The following is a 20,738-nucleotide window of genomic DNA, read 5'->3' on the forward strand; positions in this document are numbered from 1 at the left end:
TATTCTTAGTTTGTTATCAATTTATAACCAAAACCCCTGATATTGACAATCTGTATATCAGGATCATCTTTTAAGTGTTTACGCAGTTTGGTTATAAAAACATCCATACTCCGGGCATTGAAAAAGTTATCTGCTCCCCAAAGTGATTCAAGTGCAGTCTTTCTGGATAAAACCTCATTCTTATTCTCAACTAAAAGCTTCAACAAACTAGATTCCCGGAAAGACAGCTTAGCCAGTTGATTTCCTTTAGTCAATTCCTGGGCAACAGAATTAAAATAATATTCCCCTATCGGACACTTTAACTCTCCGTTAGCCTGTTGATTTTTCCTGAATGGGATTCTGAGTAAAGAATTGATACGGACAATCAGTTCTTCCATACTAAATGGTTTTTTTAGATAGTCATTTCCCCCTATTTCAAAGCCATTCACCACATCTTCAGTTAAAGACCTGGCCGTTAAAAAGATTATCGGCGTTTCAGCATTCATTTTCCTAATATCCTGAGTCAGCGTAAATCCATCCATTTCAGGCATAGTCACATCAAAAACACAGATGTCCGGTTTATATTCAACAAACAGTGCAAGCGCTTTTGTTCCATTATCTACCTGTTTCACTTCAAAACCTCTTGATTCCAGGCTCTCTTTTACAATACGGGCCAAAAAAGGTTCATCTTCAGCTAGTAATATTTTAATTCGTCCCATAATCAGTATAAAGATTTATTGTAAACACACTTCCTCTTCCAGGTTTGCTGCTTAAAGCTATACTTCCATTGTGCATATTGATAATGTTAGCAGCATAACTCAGTCCCAAGCCAAAACCACTTACATTAGCAAGTTTACCGCTTGGTACCCTAAAAAACTTATCAAATATCTTTTCCTGATAAACTTCATCAATACCAATCCCGTTATCTTTAATTTGAATACAAACCATGTTTCCTTGCTGACTACAACTAATTTCAATCAACGGAGACGTACCGGAATATTTGATACTATTATCAATCATATTATAGATCACACTATTCAAATGAACCCAATCTGCTTTGATAAAAAGTGCTTTTTCATCATGTTTAAAAACAAGTTTTACCTCCTTGCTTTTTAGCTGTAACTGCATATTGTCGATCACCCGCTGAATGAGTAAAATCACATCTACAGACTGCAATAACAATTTGATCTCACTGCGCTCAAAAGCTGACATTTTCAGTACTTTCTCCACCATATCTCCTACCCGCTGGATCTCATGCGCACAGATTTCCAGGTACTCCATTGCGCGGTCTGGCTGATGCAGTACCTCGAAATTCTTCATCGCCTCGATGCCCAACGCAACGGTTGTTATAGGGGTTTTAAACTCATGAGTCATGTTATTGATAAAATCATTCTTGATTTCAGCAATCTTTTTCTGTTGAAATATAGTCCGTAACATATAAATAAAAGACCAGCCGATAATCAGCAAAATAAGCACAGAAGCCGGCAGAATCCATTGCATCTTTCTAAACACATAACCTGTATTGCTATCCAGAGCTAACCGTACTTCGTAAACATCCAGCAAGCCAATTTTCACAGGCCTGGAATTTTCCTGGAATTTATGATAAGCTGCAACGTCAGAAATAAAAGGTTTACCCTTACCATTTGTATTAGAGATTTTAATAGCGAACTGGCTATGAATTCCCTTCTCTTTTAATAACGAATCAATCTTTTTATGCAGCGGAATGTAAAATCCGGCCAATTCATTTACACTATAAACCACATTAGATTTCATTGTATAAGATTGATCTTTTTTAAGCCGGTCTGCCGAAGCGCTGCTATCCCCCGGTAAGGTCAGTTCAATATTGATCTCCACCCCTTTTTTTCCGGCGCTGGATTTTTTCATATTATCGACAGCACGTATAGAAAGCAATACACGGCTCAATTTGGATGCAGAAACATTATCACTTAATAAACTATCCTTCGTAAAAATCTTTTCCCGCAGTACTTCATCCAACGCAATCACATGGTTAGCTCTTTGTAAAACCTCAGCAATATCCCATTTGAACTGCTGCTTTGTTATCCCATAAGAAGTATATAACCAGTACGCCTGAAAAACAGATAAGCTGATCAGCGAAAGTCCCATAATGGCGATAATAAACCGCAGTTTTTTTCTCATTAGTCTCTGTTTTTATAAAGGATAGTAAATCTTATCCAAATGAATAGTAACCTTCATTTCAACAAATCTAATATTATCTAAAGCATAGCCAGTCCCTGTTAACACTGTTTAACACTAAATAACTAAAACCCCAAATAATTCTCACAACTGCTGACATAGGGCTGTCACTACAGCGCCGTTTCTTCGCAGTTCAATTCAAACAAAAGATGAGAAAATTAGACTTGACAAAACTTTTTAAAACTTACTATTCTGCAGGTAAGGCTCCTGCTTTATTAGACCTCGATCAAGCTAAATACATTGCTATACCTGGCATTGGAAATACAAATGATGCCAATTTTGCCGAGAGAGTTCAGGCTTTATATGCGACCGCATACGCTATTAAATTTATGCACAAAGCAATCAAACAGGATTTCATTGTTTCTAAATTAGAAGGCTTATGGGATCTCAACGAACATCCCCCACAACGGAAATGGAAATATATTTTGCTGATCCGTATACCAGCTTATATTCAAAAAGATTCGCTTTACACCGCTATTGAACACGTAGTTTCAACTAAGGAAATACTCTTGGCCAAAGAAATAGAACTTTATACGATGCAGGAAAATAATGTAGTACAAGTGCTGCATACCGGATCATTTTGTACAGAACCTGGAGCTGTACAACAACTGCATGCCTTTATAGAGAAAAAGGGTCTTCAAAAAACTGGTTTACATCACGAAGTCTATCTGAGTGATTTTCGAAATACAGTTCCTGAAAAATTAAGGACGATATTACGTCAGCCCGTAAGATAATCAGAACTCAATCTGATCGGGCTTAATATTTTCTATATGGTTTGCGATCAGCCAATTTTTGAACTGCTCAGTATCGGCTGCTGTATAATGAACGATTTTTCCATCCTTAAGCAAAATTGTAAAAATGTCAACAGCACAAATGAACTTATGTAATAAATGCGCGGCATATTCAAATCCCGGATAGGTATCCGCAGCCTCCAAAACTAAACTCTTTATCATCGTTTTATAAATAGTCAATTGATTAATTATAAATACAGGTGGTTGAAGTGTAGCTCCTAGCGGTACTACACTTCAATCCTGTATTTTCAAAACACCCCCAAGAGGTTAATACCTATTCACAAAACTCGTCACATCGTATGGAAAACCAAATACGTAAAAACAAGTAAATCGAATACGTAAAACAGCGTATTTTATAAACAGAGCCTCATTTAAATTGAATTACAGGATCATTCATTAAGTTTATTGATCAGCTCCACTTTATTGGATACACCCACTTTTATAAAGATATTCTGTACGTGTTTGGATACCGTCCGCTCAGAAATAAACAGTTCTTCTGCAATAGATTTATATTTTAATCCTTTATGGATCAGTTTTACAATTCCCGTTTCCCTGGCTGTCAGACTGTAAAGTTTACAATTCAGCTCATACCTTTCTTCTTGTTTAACTTGTCCTTTATTCATCTGCTGCAATAGCTCGTATTCAGCCTTTGACTCTTTAATAGACTGTCTGATGAAAATTATGGTGATGATACAGAAACCACTGTTACAAACCAGAACCTCTACCGTCTGGCTGCAATCCATATAAACAATAACAGGTAAAATTGACCACGGTAAAACAGCACAGCAGACAATTACAGCATTGATAATATTTTCATTGTTTACATTCTCTTTGAGCTTTTTATAGACCTCCTTAAAAATCACATAAACAAAATATCCGCCATACAGCATCGGTATAAACAGCCCCCGCTGACTCGCGGTATCCAGGTCGCCATCTAAAGAATAGCCAATTACAAAGAATACAATAAAAGGAGCGACGATAAACAACAATGTCCCATATAAAGCCAGAAAGCGAATTTTCTTTAAATCATATACCTTATAAAAGTAATAAGGAATGTAAGCAGCCATCAAAAAACCGCTGCTATAAGCAATAATATTCTGAAGAATGACAGGCAACGGGATGCGCTCATCAGGAAAGAGATTCGCACCAAAATTATAGATCAGCAATAAAAATAACAGGATCAAATACAGTAACCTCTTCTGGTCCTGCGGTCTGAACAAATAATAAATAAACTGAAAAAAGAATATAAGACATTCGAATAACACAAAAACGAAGGTTATCAGCTCCATTTCCGTACCGAAGACTAGCATAAGATGAATAGATTAATGTGATTAGTTATCACGACAAAATTATAGCTAAAACAAAATTAACTGCACAAATAAAGCGTTTTTATTTAAGTTAAACTAATAATTGTCTACCTGAAATCCAAAACAGCCTGATAAAATCTATTATTTCCTTAGAATTACAAGCATTATTCCCAAAAAGAGTGATTATTTAACCTCATAAACTTAAGAAAGCATTACCGGTTGCCCTGTTTTAACTGATTCATCACAAGCAAATGCAATTCTCAAACTGTTTATCGCATCATTCGTTGGATTTATCAAGTCTATATCCTCCAAAATTGATTTCAGAAAATAACGTTGCTCCCGGTTACAAAGTTCCTGGTGATCAGGCTCATCTACCAGATCAATCCAGCTATCCTGCTTTGCAAAATGATCCTGATCATCCAGCGCTGCGTAATGTACTTTGATAGATTCTGTTTGCGTATGTGCTGCTATAGTAGATGATTTACCCACCCCTGCTGCCTCCTTTGCTACAATTGACACCGCGCCTTTCGGCCCGATCACATCCTTGATAAAAAAAGCAGTTTCACTCATCATCGGCCCCCAGCCAGATTCATACCAACCTATGGAACCATCCTGAAAACGAATCTGTAACTGTCCGTAGTTATAAGTATCCTCACTAATATCAGCCGTAAGCCTTGCCCCGATGGCGTTGACCTGGACGGGCTTAGATCCTGTCATCTGGCACATCACATCAATATAATGTACCCCACAGTCCACGATAGGGCTTAAACTCTTCAACAAATTACGGTGCACCGCCCATTTTGCACCCTGACTCTGCTGATTTAAATTCATCCGCATCACCAGTGGTTTACCCAGCTCTGAAGACAATTCAATAAATTTCTTCCACGAAGGATGGTAACGCAAAATATACCCCACTAATAACTTCTTACCGAATTTCTGAGCCGCATCCGCTACACGCTGTGCACCTTCCAGCGTATCTGCTAAGGGTTTTTCTATAAAGACATGACAGCCGCTTTCCATAGCCTTAATTGCAAACGCCTCATGGGTATCCGGATAAGTAGCAATACAGACCGCATCGGGACTGGTTGCCTTCAAAGCCTCTTCATAATCACTAAACAGCGAATAATTGCCCCCTAGCTTTTCATTTAAAACTATTTTACTATTACCTGTGGAAACCAGTCCGCAGATTTCAAACCCGGTTAAAGTGTGGTAAGCGGTAGCATGGGAAGCCCCCATGTTACCGCAACCTACTACAAGTACCCGTAGATTTTTATTATTTAAAGTCATTTTTATTCAATTAAGCACCTAAACTCCATCCTTGACGATATTCTCTTTTCACATATTGATTTACCGCATCGAAATTCGTTACCCGCAGATTTTGCTTATCCCACAGCAATTTAATATCCCTTCCAGGATAGTCAAACCCTGTTCCACCAGCTTTTGGCTTTTGAATTTCACTACCTCTGATCGCTAAATTAGCAATCAAAAGCGTTTCAGTAAGCGGACCTGCAATATCAAAAGGAGAACTCAGCTGTATTTTTCCATAACCTGCAATAGCCGCCTCTACCCATTGCCAGTAATGACCGTCTACCCCGCCTTTCACGCGCGCTATTCTCTGTTTAGTATGTACCTCATTGTTGCGCGTTAAAGGTAAAAGCCTTGGATTAGACCCATAAACATCACACATCATTTTACCTTTTGTTCCCTCAAATAAAACACCGTTAGCACCAAAGCTTTCATTTGCACCCAGTTCCTCAGGACGGGCAGGCTTAATTCCTCCATCCATCCAGTGAATCTGCAAATTGCCTTTCGTCTTTTTAGTTTTCTCAAAAGTCATAATCACATGACTTGAAGGCGGGCAGCTGTCCGGGAAATATCCACGTTTAAATTCATCAATATAAATACTTCCTACGCTGCATTGTACATCAATCGGCGTACTTAAACCCAATACACGGAAAGGAGGCTCTACCAAATGGCAGCCCATGTCTCCAATTGCTCCCGTCCCGTAATCCCACCAGCCCCGCCAGTTAAAGGGAACCAGCTTATCGATATAAGGTTTATTAGGCGCACTGCCCAGCCAAAGGTCCCAATCCAGTTCTTTAGGAACCGGCGTACCACCTGCTGCCGGCCATGGAATTCCCTGTGGCCATATCGGACGATCCGTCCAGCAATACACATTATGTACCTTTCCAATCACTCCATCATCACACCAGTCCTGTAATTGCCTTACCCCGTCGCCTGATGCCCCCTGGTTACCCATTTGAGTTACTACGCGGTAACGTGCTGCTGCTTCAGTTAATTTACGCGCCTCAAAAATGTCATGAGATAAAGGCTTCTCTACATAAACGTGTTTCCCTAACTGCATGGCAGCCAGTGCAATCATCGCATGGTTATGATCTGGCGTAGAAACAACTACGCCATCAATATTTTTGCCTTCTTTATCCAGCATTTCCCGGTAATCTTTGTAATATTTTGCTTTAGGGAAGCTCTTCACTGAATTCGCCGCTCTGCGGTCATCTACATCACAGAGAAAAGCAATATCCGCCTTTCCTCCTTTATAGATATTGCTTAAGTTACTCTCCCCCTTTCCTCCAACTCCTACACCCGCCACCATTAAACGGTCGCTAGGTGCTAAAAACCCCTTTCCTCCCAAAACATGGCGGGGTACAATCATAAATGCTGCTGCTGCAATCGCAGAGTTTTTAATAAAGTCTCTTCTTGAATTATCAGCAGCTGAATCTTTTTGCTCTTCAATCATAAAATTTGTTATTTACCTAAATCCTTGATTCTTATATTTCTGAACTGTACTGGGGAACCGTGGCCCAGAAAGCCAATATGACCACTCTCACGGCTTAGTCCCGGGTGTTTCTGCCCATCGACAGTCCCATTTTTTCGCGCATCCGTAATATCCGCATCCAGAATTGCTGTGCCATTTAAGATCACTTTAACTTTCGCCCCTTTTACAATAACTTCTTCATAATTCCATTCTCCAACAGGTTTCAGGAACCCTTTTTTTGCAGCAATGGCTCCATAAATTGATCCATGAAACTGATAAGCGTGTAAATCTTTATAGATGGGCGCGTTATCGTCTAAAATCTGCAATTCCATTCCTTCATAAGCTGCATCCCCTTCAAGCGGGGCTCTGATTCCCAGTCCATTATTCGCACCCGGAGTCAATTGAAATTCAAAGCGAAATACAAAATTTCCATACTCCTGCTTCGTGAATAAATTACCACCCGAGCCTTTTCCCGGTTTCGGACGAATTGCAATATTGCCATCCTCAATCACATAATCGGTAGTATTGCCCATCCAGTTGTGCATATTCGTTCCATCGAACAAAACTTTAAAACCTTCTTTTTTTTCTGCTGAACTTAATTCAAAAGGTTTTACACGTGGAATCTCCCTGATATATACATCACGGTATGCAACCGGAGATCCATGTGCCTGTAACTCAATCTGCTCTTCTGCAAAGATTGGGAGCGTTCTGTCCCAATAATTTTCAAGGATCACGTTATCTGTAACCAGTTCACCGTTCAGATAAACCGTTACCCGATCCCCCTTCATTAAAATGCGGAAGGTATTCCACTCATCCAGTTTATTGTCAGCGACTTTTAAAGGCTTGCTTTCATTCACCTGATTGTTATATAAACCACCAGAACCAACCTGTGCACCTTCATTTACCCTTGCATTATCCCAAATCTGTACCTGTGGAGATCCGCGGAGATAAATCCCGGCATCCCCCTTCTGCTTGTGGTCGTCAATAATTTTCCAGTCCACCAGCATTTCAAAATCACCATACTTTTTAATGGTCGCCAGGTTATTTCCATGGCTCATAAATAGCAGTTCACCATTCACTACGTGCCAGCTATCCAGCATTTCAGCATTTGCTTTTTCCTGTGCAGCCGCTAAATCTTTCGGCTCCATTTTAGACCTTTTAACCGGGTCTTCTACTAAACCTTTCCAGCCAGTAAGATCTTTGCCATTAAACATGGAAACAAAACCTTCACCTTGCGGCATTTCTGCCAGGTATTTCTGTATAGCCTGTTTTTGATATTCACTATCCGCACCCTTTAAATTCGCTATTGTTTTAGCCAAATAACCTTTAACCAAAGCTCCCTGGTAAGTTTTATCAGCTAACGCGATGTTCATCACTGTACTGGCAGCTGTTGCGCCAAGCGCAGGATCATCAAGATAATTGCCCGCAAAAATTAACGAGTTAAAGCATTTAGCATTTTCTACATCTTTTAATATCTGCTGTTGTTGTGCAGGAGTTTTAGCTAAATTCATCGCTTCACGCAACAACAATAACCGCTGTTCTGCAGGATAATCACCTTTTCTGACCAAAGCCAGGTAGCCGTCAATTGCCTGGTTCACCTGCTCACTGTTTTTAGTTTCTCTCCCTATGCGCATCAACGGTCTGGCAGCTTCACCATCGGCCCAGAAAGCCAAAGCAGCGATGGCCGATTTTTGTTGTTGCGCATCACCTGTATTAAACCCATTTTGAACCGCTTCTAAGCCTTTAGTACCACCTAAACTAGCCAGCATTTTATAAAAAAGAGGTTTTTTATCAGCAGAAGCCTTATCCATTTGCTGCAATAACAAATCTGTTTGCCCTGCTTTGTTTGCTGTTCCGTGATTAGCTGCAATAATTGCATCCTGGATACTTATTAATGCCGTTTGATCGGAGGTTTCGTTCAATAAAGTGAACAGCTGAGGAAGGTCAGCACTGGTCACAACCGATTTCAAAGCCGTAAAAGCCGTTTGTCTGACTTCTGGTTGCTTACTTTTCAGCAGCTCAGAAACTGTGGTCAGCTGATCATTTGCTGCACGTGATGCCAGCAGATTAAGCAAGGCAATTTGCATTGCAGGATTCGATTTCGCTGTATATTGTGCTAATTGAGACGTAATACCGTCACCTTTCATTCTTTTAACCGCATCAGAAACTACAGCCGCTGTAGCCGCATCGCTTTTACTCATCACGCGAAGCAAGTCACCCAGAACCTGGCTCTGGCCTATATTGGCTGCCGCATTGATCGCTGCATATTTAACCGCCTGATCATTGCTGTTGACTAATTTAAGGACGACAGGCAGGGCCGATTTCACCTCATTTGCACCCAGCATATTGATAATTTCTGCCTGGGTAACTGCATCAGATTTTTCCAGTTTAGCAATCCAGAGCACTGTAGATGCCGGATTTAAATAAGGTACCGCAAATTTTAATGCCGCAGCACGGTATTGACTATTTTTGTCAGCTACTGCTTCAATCAAAATATTTGAACCTTGGCCTTTACGGCTGTCTGTTAATATTTTAAGCGCAGCAGAGCGAATACCGACCTGGTTATCTGCCGATGCCTGTTTCAGAAAAGATTCGGCAATCTGACCAGATAAAGTATTGTTTCCCTCTTTTAACAGGTTTTCTGCATAAAGTAATGCAGCTGCAGTAGCATTCGTATTTTCATAGCGAAAACCACTTTGTTCTGCCGCCTCTGTCATTATTTTTTCTGACGAAGGATCAGCGATATTGGCCAGTGCATATAAAGCTATTTTCTTTAATTCAGGTTGCGCATCAGCTGTAAGTTTGTTGATTGCTGCTGCTGCATCTTTAGAGCGGCTATCCCCTAAAGCATTTACAATAGCAATTTGTGCCGGGCCGGCAGCCTTTGCCAAACCAGTTAATAACGCGTTTTTAGAAGCCGGAGAGTTGATTTTCACCAGTGCCCTTGATGCAGGATCTGAAAGCTGACTGTCGTTTAAAAATCCTTGTAAACAGGAAATTGCGCTATCATCGCCAACTAATTCCAGCTGAGTGATGATGAAGGCCTTATTTTTAGGATCAGATAATTTCGTTAAGGCTTTACAATAAGCAGCAATGCTCATCTTTTTTGCACTCTCACGCCCGGTTTTGCTGGCATAAGCAGAGTAACCACCTACCGCATATTCCAATAAAGCATTATTGCCTTTTCCCCCGGCCGCCATGCCGCCAATCATTGTTGCATAACCTTCTTCTCCCATATTGGAGATTTCCTGCATGCCTGCTGTCAACAACTCAGCATTTTGAGCAGGTAATTGCGCATATAAATCTGCGATTTGGGTAGTCGTTGTGCGCTGCTCTGTTTTTTCCTGGGCAAAACAATTGTTTTGTAACAGGGCAACAGCCAACAGCATAAAAAATATCTTTTTTATCATGAGCTGGGAATAATTAGCGTGTTTGTAAATAGAAAAATGAGTGATTTAAATAGTCCATGGTGCACGCAAAACGGGGTTAATTAACCTGTTAGCTGCATCATCATCTATAAATACCTGTTTTACGGGATCAAACTTCAAAGAGCGTCCTAAGCGTAAAGCAATCAATCCCATATTAATGATATTACAAGAACGATGACCATTCTGCTCATTCAATGCAAATTGCTGCCTGCTTTTCACCGCCTGCGTAAAATCAGTAATTTGTGGTGCAGGATCAGGGAAACTGGCCAGTTTTCTTTCCAAATCAGGAATATCTGACTTAAATCCCGGGTAGAGTTTACCTTTTGGCCCTTCGATATAAGGTACGTTGGTATCTTTTCCTTCCCCATCCAGAATAATCTGGCAACCATCTGCATAAGTATAGGTGATTCTGCGCCAGGTACCTACTGCATCTGTATGTTGTTGTGGTGCATCTATTTCAACCGATACCGGGTTGGTATCGTCCTTACCCAGAAAATACTGGATCGGATCGATATAATGCTGTCCCATATCGCTTAATCCACCGCCATCGTAATCCCAATACCCTCTGAAAGTCTGGTGTACACGGTGCGTACTGTAAGGCTTGTATTGTGCAGGTCCCAGCCAGGCTTCGTAATCCAGTTCTGCGGGCACAGGCTCGACAGGTAAATTGTCTTTTCCTACCCAGTAAAATTTCCAGTCAAAACCAGTATGTTTACCAACCGTAACTTTTAAAGGCCAGCCCAGTAGTCCGCTGTCAACCAATTTCTTAATCGGTTTTACAGGAGTTCCCATGCCATAAAAATCATCTTTAAAACGGAACCAGGTATTCAGGCGGAAGATCCGGCCATGTTGCTGTACAGCTTCCATCACCCTTTTTCCTTCGCCAATACTATGAGTCATTGGCTTTTCACACCAGACATCTTTGCCTGCATTTGCTGCATCAACAGACATAATACCATGCCAGTGCGGAGGGGTAGCAATATGGACAATATCCACTTCAGAAAGCTTGAGCAGCTCCCTGTAATCACTAAAAGTTTTTACGCCTTTATCCAGCATTGGCAAAGCCAGCGCCAGATGCCTTTGATCCACATCACAAATTGCTACAACTTGTGTACCATCATAAGGAAAATGGTTCCGGCCCATTCCGCCGACACCGATAACAGCTTTAGTTAGTTTGTCACTTGGGGCTATAAATCCATTTCCACCAAGGACGTATCTCGGGACAATAGAGAATACGGCAAGCCCCACCGCCGTTTTTTTGATGAAGTTTCTTCTTGAATTTGGTTCTTCAGCTTGCATATATATTGTATTTGGTTAGGTTTCATATATATTATTGTACGGGTATTGTTCAGTTTTTTTATTTTAATACGTTCCCCACCAACCTTCAAAACAGCTGCGCTCTTATTCCAAATATAATATTATTACCGAATAACCGATGTATCATTATTGATAAAAAGCATATTGTTAACATAAAGTTAAAGCACCAATTAACCGTTATTTTCCTTAACATTGCACGAAAAAACAACAATATGAAGAAAATAGTCCTGTTACTTGCGCTTACCTTACTAACTGCTACCTTATCATTTAGCCAGGACAACACAGCTTACAGAGAAAGCTTTAGAAAGATGATGATCGCCAACGGATCGGAGCAAACTTTTAAGGTTGTAATTGATCAGATGATCACATCCTATAAAACACAAAGACCAGAAGTAAAACAAGTGATCTGGGACGGCCTTGCAGAGTCATTTCACAAACTTGGAATCAACGAGCTTTTGGACCTGCTTTTACCAGTTTATCAAAAACACTTATCACTGGAAGATATTAAAAACATGACTGCATTTTATGATACCCCGACAGGAAAAAGATTTGCAGAACAAACCCCTGCCATTACACAAGAATCCATGCAGGCCGGACAGGTATGGGGTCAGAAAATCGGGGAAGAATTTGCTAAAAAGCTTGCTGAAAAAGGAAACTAATTCAGACAGATTTTAGTCTTGTTAAAATCGAAACTTACTTTATTCAAATATAAAAGACTGAGCATATAACTGATCATCTCTGCCTGATCTACCTGGACAGGCAGAGAAAACTCATAAACGTTTTCAGGCACATTGTTGATATTACAAGTCTCAAAAATCACATTGACCATTTTCGGTTTCCGTTGTCCATGCAGCTCATAAGGGATGACTGTTATTTTTTTACCGACCTGCCTGGTCTGTAAATGTGTTTTAAAAAAAAGACAACTATTGCTGTAAGTCACCAGCCTTTTGTTGATTGTCAATCGCTCCCTCCCGTAAAGCTTCCATAAGCTATACCTTAAATAAAAGGCCAATAACAATATGGCCGCAAGCGCAACTGCGGGCATCCGGAAAATTATAGCAAGCACTCCCATTGCTAAAAAAACCAGGTTACAACAGATTAAAAATATCCGGTGCGGGAAACTCACCCTGCTCTTAATCGTAATACATACATTATTTCCATCATAATCCAGAGTTAAATCATTTTGGCTCATCTTTAAATTGATCAGTTTGATAGCTAAAATTACTGATTTGCTTACCTTCAAACATCAATACAATGTAAAAAACAAATGCTTTTAGCCAAAGTATCATCCATGGTATATATATTTGCCTCATGAAGATCGAAGATGAATTACAGCATCAGTTTTTAAATGCTCAGCAAAGAGTAAGTACTAATATCATCTTCACGGCAAACTGGATTTTAAACAAAATTTCTGTTGCTTTAAAACCAACCGGGCTCTCGTTACAGCAGTTTAATGTGCTGAGTATCTTAAATGGGCAACCACAGCATAGCGCAACCGTTAATTTAATCAAAGACCGTTTAATTGACCGGATGCCAAATGTATCCCGCCTGCTAAATAAGCTGATGGAAAAAGGATTAATTCAAAAGGAACGAAACCTTTCCGATCAACGCGTTGTTTATATTAAACTAACCCCTGCGGGAGAAAAATTAAGAATACAAGGCAGGCAGATTTTAAACAATATCTCTCTGGGCATCAGCGATGAACATGCAAATTTATTAAATGAGCTTTTAGAAAAAATGCGTCCTTAAAAAAATTTACCTAAATATAATCCATGGATTATAAATCCAGGGGAACAGAAGAATAGATAATTAAATTAATACCAGTAATTATGAATAATGTAATCACTTTAAATAGCAGACCTGTTGGAAAACCACAGCTTAGCAACTTTAAATTTCTCACTGAGCCTATGCCAGTGCCAGGCGAAAATGAAGTTTTACTAAAAACACTATATGTATCTGTTGATCCTTACCTGAGAGGCAGGATGAACGATTCAAAATCATATGTCCCCCCATTTCAGCTTCATGAGCCAATGCAATCCGGCATTATTGCTGAGGTTGTTGAATCTAACCATACCGGGTTCACTAAAGGCGATTTCGTTTCCGGCGCTTTAGCCTGGAAAGAATTTCAGGTTTCCAGTGGAAAAGGGCTTTCCAAAGTTGATGCTGAAGCGGCTCCCCTGAGCGCTTATCTGGGCGCACTAGGTATGACAGGCTTAACCGCCTACCTGGGTTTAACAATAATCGGTGCGCCAAAAGCAGGCGAAACCCTGGTTATTTCAGGTGCAGCTGGCGCAGTAGGCAGTATTGTTGGACAGATTGGTAAAATACTGGGTCTGCGGGTAGTTGGAATTGCTGGAACTGATGAAAAAACAGCGCTGCTGAAGAACCGTTTTGGCTTTGATGAAGCTATCAATTATAAAACAACAAAAGATATGAAAGCAGCCATCGCAGCGGCATGTCCGGATGGTGTAGATATTTATTTTGACAATGTAGGCGGCGATATTTCTGATGCAGTAATGGCCAGCCTGAACAGATTTGCGCGGGTTCCGGTATGTGGTGCTATCTCTTTGTACAATGCAACAGAAGCACAAACAGGGCCAAGATTACAACCAATCCTGGTTACTAAAAGTGTCTTGATGCGCGGGTTCATCGTGTCGGAGTTTGCTGCTGAATTTCAACAGGGAATTACACAACTGACAAACTGGCTGAAAGATGGTAAACTAAATTATACAGAGACTGTTGTAGAAGGGTTCAACAACATTCCGGAAGCCTTTATGGACCTTTTTGAAGGTAAGAATGAAGGTAAAATGATCGTAAAAATCTAAAAACAAATTATATGAAAGTTTTAATCGTATTAACCTCACATAGTGAGTTAGGCAACACAGGTGAAAAAACAGGCTTTTGGGTAGAAGAATTTGCAGCACCATATTATGTACTGGCAGATGCGGGTGCAACATTAACGCTGGCCTCTCCAAAAGGTGGTCAGCCCCCTATTGACCCTAAAAGTGAATTACCGGATTTCCAGACCGATGCTACGCACCGTTTTGATCAGGATACGGAATTGCAAAGCAAATTAGCACAAACTGTAAAATTAAGCGAGGTGAATGCAGCTGATTATGATGCTGTATTTTATCCGGGCGGACATGGCCCAATGTGGGATTTAGCGAATGATACAACTTCTATTCAATTGATAGAAACCTTCCTTCAGCAACAAAAACCGATAGCACTGGTTTGTCATGCACCTGCAGCTTTGGTAAAAGTTAAAGATGAAAATGGCGATCCTTTAGTAAAAGGTAAACAGGTAACAGGCTTTTCAAATTCTGAAGAAGAGGCCGTTCAACTGACGGATGTAGTTCCTTTCCTTTTAGAAGACGAATTAAAAAGATTAGGCGGAAGCTATAGCAAAGGGGTTGACTGGGGACCGTATGTAAAAAAAGACGGTTTATTAATCACTGGCCAGAATCCGGGTTCTTCGGAGGAAGCAGCCTTAGAATTATTAAAAGCATTGAAAAAATAACTGAATTCAAATTGATAAGTATACCGTCTGCCGCATATTCAGCAGACGGTATACTTATTTATACAGATTTGATAACCAGCTACCTTAAAAAGTAAATTCTCCTATAAATACACCACCCTGTTTTTTATCAGAGAGCTGCAATGCAATTATCTTACGCTCCTGGTCTTTAGTGCCATAATGCGTATAAATCTCAGCCATTATTGTAGTAGGCCCGCTGATACTGAGCTGGCTATCCCCATAATAATTTACTTCAATTTTATAAGTGCCCCTGATCGCTTTTTTAAGCATAAACTGTTCAGGCCCATAACCACTTGTAAAGTCATCACTGATTCTTCCCCCCGCTTTAGTCCGTTTATTACCGTAAAAACACTTATCACCATTGGGATCTGTTACCCAAAGGTCTATATCAGTATCCTTTTTATTCCAGTTCATCACTACTCTAACGTCAACCGGGAGATTAAAAATAACTCTTTTGTCTATCTTCCTGCTATTCAGCTTTGCGCGATGAAGGTTAATCAGGTTATTAATTTCCGCCAGGATAATCTCTTCAATACCATGGTCACGGTCTGCATTATCCATACTGTAGCTTTGATTCAACACGGTATATAAGGTATCCAGTGCGCGTTGATACTCCCCGCAATCTGCCAAAGCAAGTGCATAATCGCGGTAACTTTGCGCATCCATAGGCCTCCACTCCAGGACCTTGTGGCTGGCAAACAATTCAGCTTTTACATGGCCTGTTTCTCTAAGTTTGCAGGTTAAAGTTTTATAGATTTCAGCGTTTTCCAAATCCAGTTCAGCGAGGTTACTCAAAATCATTAATGCTCTGTCCACATCCTGATGCTGTTGGAACCAATTGGAAATATCAAGATAAAAAGAAGGTGTAGTTTGATAATCTTTTCTAACCGAAAGATATTGCTGATAAGCCTGATCCGGACTGCCACTTATCTTTTTCATATATTCCTGATCACTTTTGAATTCAGGAATGATAATAACAGGTTGTTCTGCAGCTGCTCTGCTTGTTACATCAGCTGAAGCAGTATTGCTTAATTTACCTTTCGCTGCCGATGAATTCACCACAACTTCAGCTAACATTTCTCTGGATTCAGTGATGTTCTGTCTGTGCGGGGCATTATTTCCCCTGATCCTGATCGCCGAATTCTGCCTTGCTAATGGTGCTTCAGATTGATCAGCTGCAGCTACCGGATACCCGGCCGCATTTACCCTTTCAGGCTTAGGGAAAAACTTCTGCGGTTTAAAAACGGTGTTCCACCATTTTTTCAATTCTGCAGCCATCACTATAGCTTCTTCCATCAAATCTTTTTTCCGGTTCTCTTTTTCCCGTATCCTGCCTTTCATTTCTTTCTCATAAGCTGCTCTTAATTCTGCAGGAGGTGCGACCCCATAGCGGATATAATCATCAACTGATTCCAGTACCAGCAGGCTGGTATTCCTGGTCACGATGCCAAACTGCTGCCCGAGCTGACTGATTTTCTCTTTATTCTGTTCATAATTCACATCCATATCCGAGAGCTTTTTCTGGGCCCAGATCTTGCTGACATCAATCACACCTGCATTTTGGGCAGCCGCATTTAACTTCACAGTTCGCTCCAGTGTTACTTCTTTACCATAACCAAATTGCAACACCAGGTTTTCAGTTCCCGAAGCAGCCAAGCCTGCAATACTCAGGTAACCATTCACGCGCACAGGTAAAGCAGGATACAACTCACTGATCCCCGGATTATTTTTGACACCTATAAACTGCATTTCTTCCTTTGTCATTTGCTGACAGGCAGCCGCTGCAGTTAACACATTTAAATTAATAAACTGTCCGCCTGTTTTAGCACTGATATTTTTTAGCAGGCTAAAATCTGCGCGCAAAGAAGAATTAATCATATATACAGGTTTATTGAGGGATACTACAGCCGGTCCGAAACCTGATAAGCCATCTGTGAAAAACAAATACTCTTCTGCCTGAAGCAACCCCGGATTGAGCTGACTGTAATCAGTACCTCCATCATAAACCAGTTGCTTTAATTTCGCTTTTAATTCTTTCCAATTTCCGTCTTTAATGATAAATATCCCACCCTTTTTAAAAGTATTATTTAATAAGCCCAGGTTAATCGTCAGGTTTTTTTTCTCTTTGATCACTGCATCTAACAAGGCGATTTCTTTTGCCTGATCTCTTTGCAAACCACTTAAAGATACATCCCAGATCAGCCCGATCTGATCACTCCAATGGTGTGTACGTGCTGGTGCATTCACCAGCACATTGGCCAGAAAATAATAACTCTGCCCTGCTTTTTGCATCAAGGCATCCATTGCAGTATCCCCGGCAGGCAGATTAATAACCAGTCCATGCAGAGGGGAAAAATCCTTACGCTGCATTTCAGCAATATAAGTTTTATCCTTGCGCTGAAAACTAAAACTGCCATCAGGCTGCTCACTCATCGAGGGTTTTTCTTTACTTTCCAACACGCTTACTTTCAGGAAAAATTCAGGAACTGCCTTTTTATAATCCAATGGCAAGTGATAACGGAGTTCTTGTTCAGGAGAAAAATGAAGCTCTTGTTCATAACTGATTTTCACGGTTCTGGTACCACCAGCAGGAAAAGGATAAATACGGGTACGGAAGTTATTTCCTTCCACCTTTTCCAATAAACCAGGGTCTACCCTGCGATGTTCCACGCTCTCAAAAACTTCTGTAGCTCTTGCTTTTTCCACAGGCACGGCTTCTCTCATTTTACCATTGATGTCCAGCGCATACCCGGTTATACTCACTCCATCTGGCATTGGAAAAGTAAGTTCTCCTTCCAGAATGCGGGAACTGGTATTCACAAAAGACATCGTCATCATTGTAGTTGCTATGTTTCCATAAACCTGTACTTCGATATGTACTGATTTCAGGCTGACTGCTTTTAATGCAGCTGCAGCTGTTGTACCCAAAATTTTAACCTGGGGAGTTTGGCCGTTACTATCCGTAAACTGGGTAAGCAAAAGAAAGAATAGCAAGACCAGGGGCTGAAAAATAGATCGTAGTTTCATAAAGTAGTTTTTATTCAGATGCGGGCAGTGCGGTTATTCCATAATAGAAGTTATGGAATAAATTTTTCTAAACATTTCCGGTAGTATACTGTTAATAGGATATATCAACAATTTAAAAGGAATGGGATTATTAAAAACAGCGTTAATTGGAGCCGCGGTTTACGGTGCAATTAAGTATATCACAAAGAAAGATGCCTTTGGCAGATCTATAGTCGACGATCTTCAGGATAAAGCTCCTGAATGGGTAGATAAAGCAAAACGCTTTAAAGACGATATAGAACAAAAATATAATTCAGAGCTTGATCCTTATACGGAAGTTAAACCTTAAATAAAAAGGATTACTCAATTGAGCAGATGGCTGGGATTTATTCCGGTCATTTTTTATTTAAAAGCTAATTTTTAAATTTGCTTAATAGTAACATAATTAATTTATAATTGAAAAACAACTCACAACAGGTATACATTCTGATTGGCTGATGGTTTTTTGGAAGCCGGCTCCATATTGTCTTAAAAGAAAATCATTAATTATAATGTTCTCTTTCAAAAGCTTTCCACTTTTCAATCATAAAGACTTTAAAGCGTTCAGGGATACCTGCTTCATATTTCATTGTTCCAGGTATCTCCTCTCCGATATTCACTGAAGTTGTCCCTCTGATCACATATTTGTTCTTATTCTCCAGCATAATCAACTTCATCACTTTATTATCCACTCCACCTGTACAGGTTAAATGATAAGCAAAAGTACATTCAGCAACTCCATCCCCGTTGAGATCTGTGATAAACAAAGCACCGGGAATAAATCTGGTCACAATATCTACCGGGCACGAACTGATCTGATCATTGACAGCAGCAATTATCTTCCATACCGTATCCGTTTTCACATAGTGATACACGTGCAATTCCGAATCTCTGTTGTCTTCATATTCTGCCAAATCTGCTGAAGCAAACTCCCCGGTTTCAGTCAGTACCAGAAGATTGTCCCCCAGTTTATCTTTCCAGCTCATTATCTTAACAGGTTTCCCGTGATAAGTTATACCGGCAGGCAACACTGCAGCTTTCACCGTATCACTTTTAATTTCAACCGATCCGGTTTCTCCTTTTGCAATAGTAGTACTATCAATGGTATGCTTATTTTCAGCCGTACCTGAATGACTGCAAGCGGACAATAAAACGGCGAATACTAAAATAATACTGGTACAAAAACCAGTGCTCAAAATTGAGGAAAGCGGTCTTTTCATAGACCGTAAAGCTATAATTTAATCTGCATAGTCAGAAAAAAACTACGGGCACTATGATTGCTTATCTTTTGAATACTATCTGATAAATAGCTTATGATTTAATTCATCTTTTTCTATGGTGATACCCAGAGAGATGGCAATTGCTTTGAACAGTGCATCTTCCGAACTTACAGAGAAAGTGCCTGATAATCTTTTATCACCAATTGAACTATCTTTTAATACAGACTGATAACCATAGTTATCTTCGATCAGGCTCAGCACTTTCCAGAGCGGCATATTGTCGAAATGCAGTTCTCCATTTTTCCAGGCGGCAATATCCGCTGCTTGTACCCTGGTTTTTACCAGTGCGGTTTTACGTCCAAGGTATTCACCCATTTCGCCCGGTTGAAGGTTGATCTCCGATTCCCGGATACCTTCTACCCCAAGTCTGACCTTTCCTGTAAGCAAGGCTACTTTAACCTGGTTCCTTCTGTTGTTTACATTAAAAGAGGTACCCAGAACCTCTACATTCAGCTTTTGTGCATGGACAATAAATCTTTCGGAATCTTTGATAAGCCCTGACTGATGCAGATGATTGACCTTAAAAAAGGCTTCTCCTTCTATCCAGACTTCGCGGATAGCTGACTTGTCCCAGTTTTTAGGATATTTTAAGGTGGAATTCGCATTTAACGTAACCACTGTACCATCTGGCAAAGCAAGGGTCCTGGTCTGTCCGTATACCGTACTGATTTCCTGCTTTTGATAATGGGTATAATAAAATAGAGAAAGAATAGATACTATACCCAGCAGCAGTACCGCAGCAGCTGCACGTAACCAGAGAGAAAAAGTTCTTCCGCGCTTTTCCGGGCTCATTTTGACTTTCAGTTCAATACTTTCCCAAAGCAACTGCTGTTCGTTGAGATCCATACTTTCCACTGAAATATTCATAGCTAAAATGATCTTCCTGGCATCTTTAATTATTGGCTGAGTTTCAGGATATTCATTTTGTACCTGCTGCCAGAATAAATTCAGGGCATCATCCGGCAAAGTAACCCACGAAATAAATTGGGGGTCAGCTATAAAATCTTCGAGTTGATAAGTATTAATCTTTTTTGATTGCTTCATAAGCCAGGTTTTCGTTCCTATT

18 protein-coding genes are annotated in these 20,738 nt (G+C 40.2%); 6 read left to right on the forward strand and 12 right to left on the reverse strand.

Going from position 1 to position 20,738, the window contains the following annotated elements:
• Window positions 1–5: 5 nt before the first annotated feature.
• Both LY11_RS01345 and LY11_RS01350 read right to left on the reverse strand, forming a co-directional pair.
• On the reverse strand, window positions 6–698 hold the full coding sequence (locus LY11_RS01345) for a response regulator transcription factor (protein WP_111631927.1): 693 nt from the start codon (window positions 696–698) through the stop codon (window positions 6–8).
• The gene (locus tag LY11_RS01350) at window positions 685–2,136 is read right to left on the reverse strand and encodes a sensor histidine kinase (RefSeq protein ID WP_111631928.1); all 1,452 of its coding nucleotides are present in this window, start codon (window positions 2,134–2,136) and stop codon (window positions 685–687) included. The genes LY11_RS01345 and LY11_RS01350 overlap by 14 nt, the downstream gene beginning before the upstream one ends.
• A gap of 206 nt (window positions 2,137–2,342) precedes the next feature.
• Here LY11_RS01350 and LY11_RS01355 point away from each other — a divergent pair, with 206 nt between their 5' ends.
• The gene (locus tag LY11_RS01355) at window positions 2,343–2,927 is read left to right on the forward strand and encodes a GyrI-like domain-containing protein (RefSeq protein ID WP_111631929.1); all 585 of its coding nucleotides are present in this window, start codon (window positions 2,343–2,345) and stop codon (window positions 2,925–2,927) included.
• Here LY11_RS01355 and LY11_RS01360 read toward each other — a convergent pair whose 3' ends face one another.
• From LY11_RS01360 to LY11_RS01385, 6 genes are all read right to left on the reverse strand, one after another.
• A complete protein-coding gene (locus LY11_RS01360) occupies window positions 2,928–3,146 on the reverse strand; it encodes a hypothetical protein (RefSeq protein ID WP_111631930.1) in 219 nt (72 codons plus the stop codon).
• Between the two features lie 227 nt (window positions 3,147–3,373).
• A complete protein-coding gene (locus tag LY11_RS01365; protein ID WP_111631931.1) occupies window positions 3,374–4,294 on the reverse strand; it encodes a response regulator transcription factor in 921 nt (306 codons plus the stop codon).
• Window positions 4,295–4,492: 198 nt separating this feature from the next.
• Window positions 4,493–5,578 (reverse strand): Gfo/Idh/MocA family protein, encoded by a 1,086-nt coding sequence (locus LY11_RS01370; RefSeq protein ID WP_111631932.1) that lies wholly within the window; start codon window positions 5,576–5,578, stop codon window positions 4,493–4,495.
• 10 nt (window positions 5,579–5,588) lie between these two features.
• Window positions 5,589–7,049, reverse strand: a complete 1,461-nt coding sequence (locus tag LY11_RS01375) for a Gfo/Idh/MocA family protein (RefSeq protein ID WP_111631933.1) — start codon at window positions 7,047–7,049, stop codon at window positions 5,589–5,591.
• A gap of 8 nt (window positions 7,050–7,057) precedes the next feature.
• Entirely contained in the window at window positions 7,058–10,477 is a 3,420-nt protein-coding gene (locus LY11_RS01380) for a DUF1080 domain-containing protein (protein WP_111631934.1), read from the reverse strand.
• Between the two features lie 45 nt (window positions 10,478–10,522).
• Window positions 10,523–11,794 carry a Gfo/Idh/MocA family oxidoreductase gene (locus tag LY11_RS01385; RefSeq protein ID WP_111631935.1) on the reverse strand — a complete coding sequence of 424 codons (1,272 nt, stop codon included), beginning with the start codon at window positions 11,792–11,794 and terminating at the stop codon, window positions 10,523–10,525.
• 230 nt (window positions 11,795–12,024) lie between these two features.
• On the opposite strand from LY11_RS01385, the gene LY11_RS01390 reads away from it, so the two are divergent.
• Entirely contained in the window at window positions 12,025–12,471 is a 447-nt protein-coding gene (locus LY11_RS01390; protein ID WP_111631936.1) for a DUF2059 domain-containing protein, read from the forward strand.
• Here LY11_RS01390 and LY11_RS01395 read toward each other — a convergent pair.
• Window positions 12,468–13,004, reverse strand: coding sequence for a hypothetical protein (locus LY11_RS01395; RefSeq protein WP_111631937.1), 537 nt, complete (start codon window positions 13,002–13,004; stop codon window positions 12,468–12,470). The genes LY11_RS01390 and LY11_RS01395 overlap by 4 nt on opposite strands.
• 119 nt (window positions 13,005–13,123) lie before the next feature.
• Between LY11_RS01395 and LY11_RS01400 the strand changes: the two genes are divergently transcribed.
• From LY11_RS01400 to LY11_RS01410, 3 genes are all read left to right on the forward strand, one after another.
• Entirely contained in the window at window positions 13,124–13,561 is a 438-nt protein-coding gene (locus tag LY11_RS01400; protein WP_111631938.1) for a MarR family winged helix-turn-helix transcriptional regulator, read from the forward strand.
• A gap of 80 nt (window positions 13,562–13,641) precedes the next feature.
• Window positions 13,642–14,637, forward strand: coding sequence for an NADP-dependent oxidoreductase (locus LY11_RS01405; RefSeq protein ID WP_111631939.1), 996 nt, complete (start codon window positions 13,642–13,644; stop codon window positions 14,635–14,637).
• 11 nt (window positions 14,638–14,648) lie between these two features.
• On the forward strand, window positions 14,649–15,329 hold the full coding sequence (locus tag LY11_RS01410) for a type 1 glutamine amidotransferase domain-containing protein (protein ID WP_111631940.1): 681 nt from the start codon (window positions 14,649–14,651) through the stop codon (window positions 15,327–15,329).
• An 84-nt stretch (window positions 15,330–15,413) separates the two neighbouring features.
• On the opposite strand, the gene LY11_RS01415 is transcribed toward LY11_RS01410, so the two are convergent.
• Entirely contained in the window at window positions 15,414–18,374 is a 2,961-nt protein-coding gene (locus LY11_RS01415; protein ID WP_111631941.1) for a VIT domain-containing protein, read from the reverse strand.
• A 121-nt stretch (window positions 18,375–18,495) separates the two neighbouring features.
• Here LY11_RS01415 and LY11_RS01420 point away from each other — a divergent pair, with 121 nt between their 5' ends.
• Window positions 18,496–18,702: a hypothetical protein gene (locus LY11_RS01420; protein ID WP_068401833.1), complete on the forward strand. Its 207-nt coding sequence runs from the start codon at window positions 18,496–18,498 to the stop codon at window positions 18,700–18,702.
• Window positions 18,703–18,895: 193 nt separating this feature from the next.
• On the opposite strand, the gene LY11_RS01425 is transcribed toward LY11_RS01420, so the two are convergent.
• Window positions 18,896–19,612: a M949_RS01915 family surface polysaccharide biosynthesis protein gene (locus LY11_RS01425; protein WP_111631942.1), complete on the reverse strand. Its 717-nt coding sequence runs from the start codon at window positions 19,610–19,612 to the stop codon at window positions 18,896–18,898.
• A 75-nt stretch (window positions 19,613–19,687) separates the two neighbouring features.
• Window positions 19,688–20,716, reverse strand: a complete 1,029-nt coding sequence (locus LY11_RS01430) for a FecR family protein (RefSeq protein WP_146610781.1) — start codon at window positions 20,714–20,716, stop codon at window positions 19,688–19,690.
• Between the last annotated feature and the right edge of the window lie 22 nt (window positions 20,717–20,738).

Origin of the sequence: Pedobacter cryoconitis, assembly GCF_003259615.1 — a bacterium.
In the GTDB taxonomy this organism is placed as follows: domain Bacteria; phylum Bacteroidota; class Bacteroidia; order Sphingobacteriales; family Sphingobacteriaceae; genus Pedobacter; species Pedobacter cryoconitis.